The following is an 11,042-nucleotide window of genomic DNA, read 5'->3' on the forward strand; positions in this document are numbered from 1 at the left end:
TGGTCGTGAAGGAGCCAGGATCGGTGAAATCCGAGGCCACCATGTCGTTTGGGTTGGGTATCAGCCTGAAAGACATCGTTTTCATTGAAACTCCCTTGGTGCGAGGTGATCAATCGATGACTCGGCTTTTGATTCCCTCAGCTGTGATCATAGCACAAATCGGCTCGCGCCTGCATGGACGGCTTTGGCACAACCCGCTGCTAGGCATAGATATTGAAGACACGCTCGCCATCGCTGAAGCTACTGAGGTATAATTTTTTTAGGCCGCTTCCCAGCGGCCTTTATTGAAAAAATCTCGCAAGTACGACTATCAGTCCAGAGCAGGCTTTTTCACCCTGCCTTTCAGTTTCCGAAGTGCGGGACCAAGCGGCCACCGGAATAACGCCGTAGTAGGTCCATTTTTTCAGACCAAAATATAGTCAATCTAGAGCGCGCAATCTGCTTCCGGGACCGACAACGATTTAGCCTCGGTCGTTCAAATCCAATGCTCGATAAGTGCCCTCCGGCAATCCTGCCTTCCGGAAGGCATCAACGTAGGGCGCTATAAGAGCGTCCGGACGCTGGTAACGGCGATACACCCAAACAATATCGGCGATTTTCACGCCGGGGCGCGTGGCTTCAAGCCGGTTTCGGGCGCGCTCAAGTTCGTCAGCGCGTCCAAGCCTGGCGAGAACCGTGACTTCGGGGATCATCGACCACCAATAATCCAGCAGCACGCCCTTGCGCGCTTCGGCAAGCGCAAGTTCGTATTCACCCTTGTGAAAGTGGTATTCCGAGAGCGCTTGATGCCAATCCTTGATGGTCGACCCTGGGTCGAGGTCGATAGCCCGCCGTACAAGTGCCGCGCCCAGATCGAAACGCCCGGTCCAGACCAGCCAGTAGCCGAATTCCGCCTCCACGCTGCGGTCGCCTCCAATAGCGAGCGCGTCCTCCGCCTCGGCGAAAAAGCCGTCGCGATCCCCATTCATGAGCAGAAGAATACCCAAGATAAGTCGGACACGGGCCGAGTTTGGGTTGAGTGCCTTGGCTTCGTTGGCGGCAGCCAAAGCTCGGTTGAGTTTTTCCTCATATGTGCCAGCATAGCGATCCCCAAAAAAGCTTAGATCTACACGCAATGCCTCGGCCAGCTGCGCCCAGGCGCGCCAATAATCCGGCTCTTCCGTGATTACCCTTTCAATGCAACCATGGACCCGCTTCTGCACATCCGGTCTATCGTACAAATCGTCATAAAACATGGTGCATTCATACGACGACAATCGTTCCGGCGGTTTTGCCCGTGCCCGCCTTTCGTCTGTTCGCCTGATGGCGCCGCGCGTGTCACCAATCGCAACTGCAACGCGCTCGGTGATCCGAGATTGCACATCAAAGAGATTGGCGGTCGTAAGGTTCTCATCGAACGCCTCGGACCAGACCTGCGCTCTGCTCTGGGTGTCGATCAGGCGTGCCGTAACTCGCAGACGATCACCCGCTTGTCGTACCGTACCTTCAAGCACCAAATCGGCACCCAAGGCTTCACCGATACCGCGCACATCCTGATGTTGCCCGCGGTAGGAGAAAGTGGTGTGCCGCGATAAGACGTTGAGGTCGCGATAGCGTCCGAGTTCGATAATCACATCCTCGCTGATGCCATCGGACAAGTAATCTTTCGACGGGTTTCCACTTAGGTTCTCGAACGCCAAAACCGCTATCGTAGGACCTGTAGGCCGGGTCAGAGCCGTAGCCTCGTCAAAAGGAACGGCTTCATTGGCACCCCAGCGATGCATGCCTTGCCAAACCACAAATGCCGCAGTGATCAGAAGCGCTCCGCCTATTGCCACCTGAACGCCACGGCTCCTAACCCAGCTGCGGCGGCTGATTGCTCGGCTCTGAGGATTTACATGATAAATTCGCACCGGCTCAGAAATGTTCTTCAGGCGGGTTTCGCCCAAGTATTCGAAACCAACGTTAGCTTTGCCGGCTGCCTGAGTTGCAACAACTTCAGACACGCAAACGCTACCAGGCTCCGCCAACTCCTCAATCCGTGCCGCGACATTTACACCGTCACCATAAAGGTCATCGCCATCGATCATCACGTCGCCAAGATTTATGCCGATCCTCAATTCAAGCTGCTCTTCAGGAGACAGGTTGTCGTTTCTCTTCGCCAGTTTCGCTTGGATTTCAGCCGCGCAGTTCACTGCATCAACGACCGAAGCAAACTCCACGAGCGTTCCGTCACCCATTAGTTTGACGATGCGACCATGATGTTTCTCAACCTGTGGATCGAACAGCTCCGAACGAAGTGCTTTGAGAGCGTTCAAAACGCCGATCTCATTCGCGCCCATCAAGCGTGAATAACCAACCACATCAGCGGCCAAGATCGCGGCAAGTCGACGTTCCATTGGTGAAGTTTACGTCAGAAAGGTTCGCCATTCCAAGAAACGTCAAAACACAATCTGGTATGCACGCTTGATCGGTGGACGCTACGGTAAAAAACGAAAAGAACCTAACTGCTGAAACACTGGACCTGAACGAATACTCCCAGCCGATTGTGTTGAAAAAATCCAAGTTCGCGCAAATTCGAATGCAAAATTGCCCTTACAGGCCCGATTGAAATTTTTAGCCGAAAGGTCGGCCTAAATCAGTTGCTGGCCGCCAGCGAGTGTCTCAACGCTCGTCATCGATATCGGTGGTGATCTATTGCGATTGATCGAGGTTCGCAGAAAATTTAGGCTTTCCAGTTTTTTGAGTATTTCAACACAGTCAGCCCGAACCGGACCTTCAAAACCAAGCTTTGGTATTCTAGCGATGCGGAGAGGCTGTATGAAAACTCCGGCCCATGAGCTCTCTCGTCGCGCTCGATTTCGGCGCCTGTGCAAAAGCTCTCTTAGAAGTGCGAGAGAACACACATAGAGGCTGTTTTCGGCGTTTTTCGCCGGACAGTCAGAGTTTTTACGCAGTCTCCGGACAAAGCCGCCGATTGATATACGGCACTAAGATTGGTCGGAGTAGACCACGGTATTTCGGGACTTTCTGGTCATTCAGTTTGGGTTCTCCAACCATTTGGTTGCACTTTCGCGAACGTCATCGGGAATCTCTGTGGCCTGGCGGGTTTCAAGGCTTAGCAGCACGCATTTGAATTCGGTTTCGAACGCCATCTTGTTGCCGTCAACTCGAAAAAGCCGATGCCTAAAGGTCATGGATTTAGAGCCAATCGCTACAACTTCTGTCTCCAGCCGTATCGAGTCGCCAGCAGTAAGCTCTGCGCGGAAATCGCTTTGGGCGTTGACAACGGCGAATGAAACCCGGCGTCCCGTACGCATATCGTTTGCGGTTAACCCCATTTCAGATTGAATGGCTAGTACACCGTCGGAACATGCGGCGAAGTACCTCGAAACATTCATATGTCCAAGAAAATCGCAATCCGTTGGATCAACGACCGAGCGAAATGAAACCATTGCTGACATGTGGTTGCTCCTCTCGAAATTGCATAGAATTCTTACAAGAATGGGCATTGCATGTCATCTTGTGGAACAATCGGCCAAGTATAGACCAGCATTTTGGTAAGTCTTAAGAAATGGAGTGTGCGATGCCCTCAATTGAAATTCAGGTGCTTGAAGGTGTGTTTTCGGCAGAAGAAAAAGGCAGGATAATACAAAATGTCACCAAGGCCTTCGGCGAAGTCGCCGGGCAAACATCACCTCACAGCTTCACTCATGTTACGTTCCAGCCAAACGGAAAATTTGGGATAGCAGTATATCGAGGACCTGACTTCGAAAGGTCGGTAAATTTCAAGTCGCTTCCGGAAGAGATCAGATCCCCGAATGCAGTGTTGAAACGTTTGGACCTTGTGAAATGACTAGAGGTTGAGTTTCAGCTCAACTTTATCAGGGACCAGATCGTTTATCATCTCTTCTATCCGGGCTTCTGAAAGCCCTCCCGAGGTGATGAAAAGCAATGAGACGCGAGACTTTCCGGGGACGTGGTGTTTTCTGACCAGCTTCCAGCCAGCGTCTGCGGCCATGGCTTCAATGTCCCCGCTGACTTTCAATGAGTGCTCTTCGTTTGAAGCCTTGAGCGAAATTTCCACGCCCTTGTTTCGCCCACCGAGCCAAATGAAACACCAACATACAACCGCCACCAGTGTGGCCATCAAGGGTAAGCCCAGCCCTACCGCCAGCCCAAGCACGGTGACTATAATCATTTCCACCGTGTCGACCGGGTCATCCATATTTGATCGGAACCTTAACAGAGCTCCTATTCCAAAAATCACGAACCCGATCATCGATCCGTGCTGTACGACCAGAAACCCAACCGCCATGCCGACAAGCGCATAAAGGAAGAACAGTCGCGGCATGACGATATCGCTGACACTTCTACGGGCTTTACGTCTCACCGGATGATAGACGATCAAGCCAGCCAGAATGATCGTGACGATCACATCGAGAGTAAAGAAATACAGTTCCTGTTTGCCACGAAACTGCGTCCACTGGCGTTCGATGAGAATTTCCGATTCCGAAGCCCCGGCCAGCATCGTCGCAGGGTCGACTTGTGACACCGCAGCACCTGGCAACAGCAGCATCAACAACACGGTCACAAATGTGAGGGTCGTATTCAACTTGTCTTCCTTCCTGCTCACGCCAAAGGCTTACGCTTCACCAAAGGCACATCGTGCCCTATTCAATTCAATCGCAACAGGCGGGATCAGGTAAAGAGATTACCGTGCATTCTTCGGACATCGCGTCCGGACTGTGATACGAACGCTGATACAAGGATATGGTCCAAGCGCGAGAAAATTGAATGGCAGAAAACAAAGTGTTTCCGTCAAAACCTACAATTTCACGGTGTTTCTGCAAACTTAGACGACTCGCTTTTACGGCCAGCTTGGTTGCGGCAGCCTTCTTGCCTTGGACCGATTTTGCCTACGCCGAAAGTGCTGGTTTGGTTCTGGTCGATAAATTCAAGGTGGCAGACAAATCAGAGGGATTTTCAGAGCCTTCCGGTTTGGCAATGTCTAACACTGAAGGCTTCTTGTGGTCTGTAAGTGATGCCGAACCTAAACTGCACCTACTCGGAGTCGACGGGGTATTAGGAAACTCTTTCAAGTTGCCAGCATTGGCAGGATCAGATTTGGAGGGTGTTGCACCTCGAAAAGATGGGTCTGTTTTGGTGCTTCAAGAAACTGACCGATCAATCCTAGTCGTTCACCCAACTGACCCCATTCAACTGACGACAATACCTCTCGCATCTCTTAAAGGTTACCCGACCGCCGCTGAATTACTCGTCGGCAACCCTTTGAATAAGGGACCCGAAGGTATCGCCGTTGACCCGGAATCCGGGCGGGTCTTCGTTGGCATTGAGGGACAACCAAGGTTGTTAATGGTGTTATCGCCAGAGCTAGACGAAATTATTGAGATCATTCCTTTAGCCCGCGATGCAGGTTTTATCTCCGAGCGTGTAGATGATGATGAACTGGATTTGAGCGGCCTGGCATGGTCCCGGTCCTCGCGTTCTCTTTGGATTGTGAGTGACAAAGGCCGTCAGATCTTCATCTACAATCCAGAATCCAAGTCCGTAAAGTCTATCAGTTTGACGTTCACAGAAGATGGAAAACAAAAAGAAGTTAAACATCCCGAAGGGATCGCTCTCGATGAGATCAGAGGGCTTCTCTATATCCTGACAGATGATGCCAAGAAATCGCGGCTTTATGTTTTTGAGCAACCGGAGTTGTGAGGACTGTCCTACTAGTTCTCTACTCTGCGTGGTTGAAAAGCGGGGTTGTGTAAATGAGTGCCGTCTTATGTGCAGCATATTAAGTAAATCTGCGCTCTGTTCGATATGTTTCTAAAAAACATCACCCATCAATATATTCGAATAGCGTCAGGTTCACACATGCGAACCATGTAATAACGTTGGGCTTCAACATGCTCAGTCTCCTTAAGGTTATCGATAATGCCCGTATCCAATTCGGTTGTAATTGCGATCATTTGCACTTTAGTGGCCTTTGTTGCAGTTCCAAAATACAGCATTGCCCAAACCTGGGACATCGCATCACAGCACTCTGTCAGCGGCGTAACGGTATATGATACGGATGAGCTGTTAACGTTTGCCGGTCAGTTGGCTTTTGATCGGTCAGGGCGCATCACAGCAGTGGATGTCGCATCAACGATCACGCAGATCTACCGAGAAGACGGTTACTTCTTGGCTGAGGCCTGGCCCGGCCCCGATGGGCAGAGCATAATTGTTGATGAAGGGCGCATTCAAACCATCGAAATTGAAGGTGTAGATACGCGCACGTTCCAAACCCTAGAGAAGATTTTTCAGCCCCTCACCACCTCCTATCCCATAACGCTGAAACGATTTGAGCGGGCGGTTATGCTAGCCGAGGACATACCTGACTTGGAGTTGTCGACCGAACTTGATTACCCGGATCAGGCTGGTGCTCGGCTGAGAGTATTGGGAGAGCCTCTGCGCAAACAAGCCGGGAGTGCGACACTCGACAACCCTCCGCGTGAGCTTGGAGAAGCGCTCAGCTTCTATGTCGTGCAAGAGTTTTATTCAACGCTGACCGTCGGGGATTTGCTGCGATTTGAGGGATCAGGCAACTACAATTGGGACAAAGACGATGAGCACTCTTTATGGGGCGCTCTTACCTATCGCACGCCGCTGAACAGCAATGGTCTGTACGGTGAGATCTTCTACGGGAACATAAACGCAAAACGTGACCTCTCAGGGGACTTTGCGAGAACAGATATTGACGGCGAGAACTTCACAGTCGCGATGGGTTACCCCGTGATCCGAGATGTGGCCCGTTATGGATATCTTCTGCTGGACTATCGCCTTTCAAAAGCGGATTCAGTCAGTGGTGGCGTACCACTATCCAGTGACGCGAGTGTCGTTGGCCTTACATATCTTTACGGGCAAAACTATCCAAAGGGACAAGCTCTGGAAGCGGGGCTAACCTTATCTTTTGGTGACAATGACAACGACACGACAGACGCGAATTTTGATGACGGGGACTCTTCGTTCTGGCATTTGAGGGGCGGCATCGGATATGAAAGCCCCCTACCGGGCTTATCGCCCAACACAGCTTGGCGGACAGAGATCTGGGGTCAGTACACAACAGACCGGTTACCCTCTGTCGAAGAGTACTTCCTTGGTGATCGTTATGCGTTGCGTGGATACCGCTTTGACGAAGTGGATGGTGATTCAGGGATCTCAGCAATCTTCGAAGTATCTCACTCCTATTTCCCAAGCTCGCAGAGCGTAAATCGTCTGACGCCCTTCGCTTTTTTCGACGTTGGTTACATCTCGAATAATGATCCCGCCAGTTTCGAAGTGGGAAGTGCAACACTGGCATCGACCGGGTTGGGGCTGGACATCGAGTTTAAGCGAAACTTATTCCTATCCGGATACGTTGGCGTCCCTTTGAGAGACGGTCCTCTGACCGACTCGGGCGACCCAGGCGCGTATCTTGCTCTGACAACAAGTTGGTGAGGATGTTATGAAACTGAACAGAATTGCGTTACTTACAACAGCTTGTTTGATTGCAGAACTGGCCGCTACACAGGTCGTTGCCGGCGGAAATCACTACGGGTGGTGCCGTGGCGTGGGGAATCCTCACCAGTCAAGCCAAGGATGCGGGCAGGCCGGTGGGCAAGGAACAGGTAATCAAATTACCGGCCCAACTCAGCCGGTAGCAAATCAGTTGCCGCCTAAGGGAACCCAGCAAACGCCCACATCCGTTACTGTTCCAGTCCTTGCGCCGGGCGCGGTTCCGAACGCAATTCCCGGTCAGGTTCCTATCGCGACACCAATAGCGGTTCCCGGTCAGGTTCCCACGCCGGTAGTAGCGCCGACCCTAGCTCCGCCTTTGACTCCAAATGCGACTCCAAACCGGGTTCCGACAGCCGTTCCAAATCAGGTTCCGCCATTGGCTACCGGGCCTACCGCGGTGCCGCCGCAAGTTCCGACTGCAACTCCCAATCAAGTTCCGATAGCTATCCCTGGCCAGGTTCCGCCTCAACCTACCGGCCCAACAGCGGTGCCGCCACTTGTGCCCACCGCGACACCAAACCAAATACCAGTCGCAGTTCCTGGTCAGGTCCCGCCTCAGCCCACCGGTCAAACTGCTGTGCCACCGCTCGTCCCGACTGCAACACCAAACCAAATTCCGGTCGCAGTGCCCGGCCGTGTTCCGCAACCCAGCGGTACAACAGCGACGCCACCGCTTGTCCCAACAGCAACCCCCAATCAGGTTCCCACGGCGGTTCCTGGCCAGGTTCCACAGTTGACACCAAAACCTACGGCAACTCACGTGGCCGTCCCAGGGCATCCGAAACCACAAGGCGTCGTGACGATCATGCGTCCCAAGCCGAGGCCGACAACCGGTACTGTCCAACAACCTGGCACAACACAAGTGTCCCACCATTTAACCCACCAAAGCAATGCGAAGAAACACGATCACGTCGCAGCAACACCTGGGCGGCATGATCCGCACGACCTACCGAGATTCCGCAACGCGGCGGCCAAGGAAGACTGGGAATGCGTTGCCAGCGGATTTGGACAGCGCCGTTATGATGCTGGGCGAGGCGTGTTGCTGAACAACGGAGCGTTGCGGCACCTCGGAAACGTGGACGCAATGGCACGCGATGTACCGGCACGACATCCAAAACACTCTGGCTGCATTATCTCGGTCAAACGAAAGCAGCGCTGAAGCTCGCTGGGTAGGTTTTGCTCAAACAATGAGATTAATCGACCAAAAGTTCGTCAATTGTCATCTGGTTAACTGGATTTCGTATTGCCCTTATTCCCTGGCGTTTACGTTGGCTGACGTAGCCCGACAATGCTCCGTACCTAAATTTGCTTCGAATAGGCCAACAATCGAAAGTGCCGCACTTCCACGAAGAGCCTCTGACCATCTGGGCCGGTCGGATTGGGCAAGCGAAACTTTGAACGGCAACTTTGCAAAGTCAGCTTTCTGCGCATTGCTGTAGTTGGGGCATCGCGCAGCATAGGTTGGTTTGGGCTCTCGCGTTGAATCCGCTGCGCAAAGGACGAACGTCGGCTTAGTCGAAAATCCTTAGAGTGTCATTTCGCCCCGTACCGCAATGGACCCCTTCATCTGCGGCACAGATAAGCAAAATTATGTGAAACTTGCGCTTCGGCACATATTTCAGAAACAAAGCTGCACGTATTCAGCCGGATTTATAGATGCCTGACCCACACGCATTGATCCTTGTCGCATCCAAGCACCTCCAGGATTTTGTTAGCATCCAGATTGAAGTCTTTGACGAGGTCTTCGATTTGAACCGCCTGAAAGCTCTCAAGTGTCCGTCATCGAATGATTTGGAACACGAGCGTTTGATTGGGATGGAGGCTTGCGGATCAAGCCACCATTGGGCGCGTCAGTTCCAGAAGCTGGGCCATGAAGTCCGGCTTATGCCGGCCATGTACGTGAAAGCCTATGTCAAACGTGGAAAGTCTGACGCGATCGATGCAGAGGCGATCTGTGAGGCCGTAACGCGTCCGACGATGCGCTTTGTCGCGATCAAGACCGAGGAACAGCAAGGTGTCCTGTTCCTCCACCGCGCCCGAGACATGGTCGTGCGGCAGCGGACCCAGCTCAGCAACATGTTACGCGGACTGTTGGGCGAGTTCGGGATCGTGATCGCTCCGGGAATAGGTCGCGCCGTGAAGTTTGCAAAGGGGGTGTTGGACGGAGCCCTCCCGAGCATTCCCGATGTCGCCATCGATGTGTTGACGAACCTGTCTAACCAGATGGTCGCTCTGCACTTGCGCATTCTCTGGTACGACAAACGCATCCTGCTTGAAGGTCGAAGAGACCGCCAGGTCATGCTATTGCGAACCATTCCCGGTGTTGGCCCGGTAACCGCCTCGGCGATTGTAGCGACCGCGGGCGACGGGCACCAGTTCCGCAATGGACGAGAGTTTGCTGCCTGGCTGGGGTTGACACCTATCAATCGATCCAGCGGTGGCAAGGAACGCCTCGGGCGCATCTCAAAAATGGGGGACAGATACGTCAGACGCCTATTGGTGGCAGGCATGACGGCACGACTGAGACACATGAAGGATAATCCGGACCGCGCAGATCCATGGGCAATCGCCCTGTTGGAGCGAAAGGCTCCAAGGTTAGCAACCGTGGCCATGGCCAACAAAACCGCACGGATCGTCTGGGCCGTACTGACACGAAACGAGCGATACCAACCCCATGCGGCATAAGGGACAAGAGGAGACACAAGAGACGCAAGACCATTGAGATGATGGAGCCATGTCAGCCCGCCAACCAAGACACCCCGTCGAATGTCAGGGACACCAAGTTGTCCGTATTGCGGTTTGGGACTTGGCCAGCGGAAACCATCAGGGCCAGCAGCCGTGTGCGCTGCGCAAACAGGCCGAAATCCGACAAGCTTGCACCCAAGGTCGTTCAAGCCGTGGCGGAAGGGCGCTCATACCGAAGGATTGCACGCGATCTGGGCATCAGCAAAAACACTGTGCTCGACATTATGAAACGTCATCGCGAAGACCCTTAGGGTGTCATTCTGCCCCCAGCCGGAACAGACCCCTTTCAGGATTTGTCTTTGCGCTGTCTTACTCTCAACAGCCCAAGTCGACGATACTACCGCAGAAAGAAGATACAGCCTCAGCTTGCATGGCAAGCCCGCACTTTAATACAAGCAACTTCTGTTGGTAAGGTAGTCCTCCAGAGCTCAACCGATGGTTCAAACGCACAAACAAGAGTGTCGACATCAGTAGACCGCTAGGGGCAAATCTCGCCCGACAACCTCTCGTACCCACTGCATGGACCGACCGCTGGAATCGTACCGGCCCCAATTACAGCTATATCTCGTTTCCTTAGGTCGACAATGAGATACCAGAATACCACGCCAACTTCGTCACCAAGCAAGGCTATTGCTCTAGGCGGTCTGAACCGGAATTAATGCAATCAGATTGCGATAGCGCTAGACCGTTCCCCGCATCCGACGAGGAACATGATCTGCCTGTTGAGGCCGTAGCTTTCGAACATGCCCAACTGGATTTCAAAG

General features: G+C 52.9%; 11 protein-coding genes. 7 read left to right on the top strand and 4 right to left on the bottom strand.

The features are described from left to right. A partial coding sequence (locus AC2FJZ_RS21875) for a hypothetical protein (RefSeq protein ID WP_496780311.1) occupies nucleotides 1–254 on the top strand: 254 nt, incomplete at its 5' end. Between the two features lie 207 nt (nucleotides 255–461). On the opposite strand, the gene AC2FJZ_RS21880 is transcribed toward AC2FJZ_RS21875, so the two are convergent. Both AC2FJZ_RS21880 and AC2FJZ_RS21885 read right to left on the bottom strand, forming a co-directional pair. Further along, nucleotides 462–2,378 (bottom strand): adenylate/guanylate cyclase domain-containing protein, encoded by a 1,917-nt coding sequence (locus tag AC2FJZ_RS21880; protein ID WP_496674398.1) that lies wholly within the window; start codon nucleotides 2,376–2,378, stop codon nucleotides 462–464. A 639-nt stretch (nucleotides 2,379–3,017) separates the two neighbouring features. After that, complete coding sequence (locus AC2FJZ_RS21885) at nucleotides 3,018–3,443, bottom strand: acyl-CoA thioesterase (protein ID WP_496727295.1); 426 nt, start codon at nucleotides 3,441–3,443, stop codon at nucleotides 3,018–3,020. 122 nt (nucleotides 3,444–3,565) lie between these two features. On the opposite strand from AC2FJZ_RS21885, the gene AC2FJZ_RS21890 reads away from it, so the two are divergent. After that, the gene (locus AC2FJZ_RS21890) at nucleotides 3,566–3,835 is read left to right on the top strand and encodes a tautomerase family protein (protein ID WP_496780313.1); all 270 of its coding nucleotides are present in this window, start codon (nucleotides 3,566–3,568) and stop codon (nucleotides 3,833–3,835) included. Here AC2FJZ_RS21890 and AC2FJZ_RS21895 read toward each other — a convergent pair whose 3' ends face one another. After that, entirely contained in the window at nucleotides 3,836–4,594 is a 759-nt protein-coding gene (locus AC2FJZ_RS21895; protein WP_142639636.1) for a DUF4956 domain-containing protein, read from the bottom strand. It abuts the gene before it with no gap. 182 nt (nucleotides 4,595–4,776) lie between these two features. Between AC2FJZ_RS21895 and AC2FJZ_RS21900 the strand changes: the two genes are divergently transcribed. Both AC2FJZ_RS21900 and AC2FJZ_RS21905 read left to right on the top strand, forming a co-directional pair. Beyond that, nucleotides 4,777–5,709, top strand: coding sequence for an SdiA-regulated domain-containing protein (locus AC2FJZ_RS21900; protein ID WP_142639638.1), 933 nt, complete (start codon nucleotides 4,777–4,779; stop codon nucleotides 5,707–5,709). A gap of 219 nt (nucleotides 5,710–5,928) precedes the next feature. Continuing rightward, complete coding sequence (locus tag AC2FJZ_RS21905) at nucleotides 5,929–7,473, top strand: ShlB/FhaC/HecB family hemolysin secretion/activation protein (RefSeq protein WP_496780315.1); 1,545 nt, start codon at nucleotides 5,929–5,931, stop codon at nucleotides 7,471–7,473. 530 nt (nucleotides 7,474–8,003) lie between these two features. On the opposite strand, the gene AC2FJZ_RS21910 is transcribed toward AC2FJZ_RS21905, so the two are convergent. Then, complete coding sequence (locus AC2FJZ_RS21910) at nucleotides 8,004–8,264, bottom strand: hypothetical protein (RefSeq protein WP_481668348.1); 261 nt, start codon at nucleotides 8,262–8,264, stop codon at nucleotides 8,004–8,006. Nucleotides 8,265–8,395: 131 nt separating this feature from the next. Here AC2FJZ_RS21910 and AC2FJZ_RS21915 point away from each other — a divergent pair, with 131 nt between their 5' ends. From AC2FJZ_RS21915 to AC2FJZ_RS21925, 3 genes are all read left to right on the top strand, one after another. Next, nucleotides 8,396–8,692 (top strand): hypothetical protein, encoded by a 297-nt coding sequence (locus AC2FJZ_RS21915; RefSeq protein ID WP_496780317.1) that lies wholly within the window; start codon nucleotides 8,396–8,398, stop codon nucleotides 8,690–8,692. A 497-nt stretch (nucleotides 8,693–9,189) separates the two neighbouring features. Next, complete coding sequence (locus AC2FJZ_RS21920; protein ID WP_496780318.1) at nucleotides 9,190–10,218, top strand: IS110 family RNA-guided transposase; 1,029 nt, start codon at nucleotides 9,190–9,192, stop codon at nucleotides 10,216–10,218. Between the two features lie 41 nt (nucleotides 10,219–10,259). After that, on the top strand, nucleotides 10,260–10,529 hold the full coding sequence (locus AC2FJZ_RS21925; protein ID WP_496780320.1) for a helix-turn-helix domain-containing protein: 270 nt from the start codon (nucleotides 10,260–10,262) through the stop codon (nucleotides 10,527–10,529). Nucleotides 10,530–11,042: the final 513 nt, after the last annotated feature.

The sequence above is a fragment of the Ruegeria sp. CDSA079 genome (assembly GCF_059612245.1).

Coding starts and splice junctions, on each gene's coding strand:
- AC2FJZ_RS21880 (WP_496674398.1), bottom strand. CDS start 2,378: ATGGAACGTCGACTTGCCGCGATCTTGGCCGCTGATGTGGTTGGTTAT.
- AC2FJZ_RS21885 (WP_496727295.1), bottom strand. CDS start 3,443: ATGTCAGCAATGGTTTCATTTCGCTCGGTCGTTGATCCAACGGATTGC.
- AC2FJZ_RS21890 (WP_496780313.1), top strand. CDS start 3,566: ATGCCCTCAATTGAAATTCAGGTGCTTGAAGGTGTGTTTTCGGCAGAA.
- AC2FJZ_RS21900 (WP_142639638.1), top strand. CDS start 4,777: ATGGCAGAAAACAAAGTGTTTCCGTCAAAACCTACAATTTCACGGTGT.
- AC2FJZ_RS21905 (WP_496780315.1), top strand. CDS start 5,929: ATGCCCGTATCCAATTCGGTTGTAATTGCGATCATTTGCACTTTAGTG.
- AC2FJZ_RS21920 (WP_496780318.1), top strand. CDS start 9,190: ATGCCTGACCCACACGCATTGATCCTTGTCGCATCCAAGCACCTCCAG.
- AC2FJZ_RS21925 (WP_496780320.1), top strand. CDS start 10,260: ATGGAGCCATGTCAGCCCGCCAACCAAGACACCCCGTCGAATGTCAGG.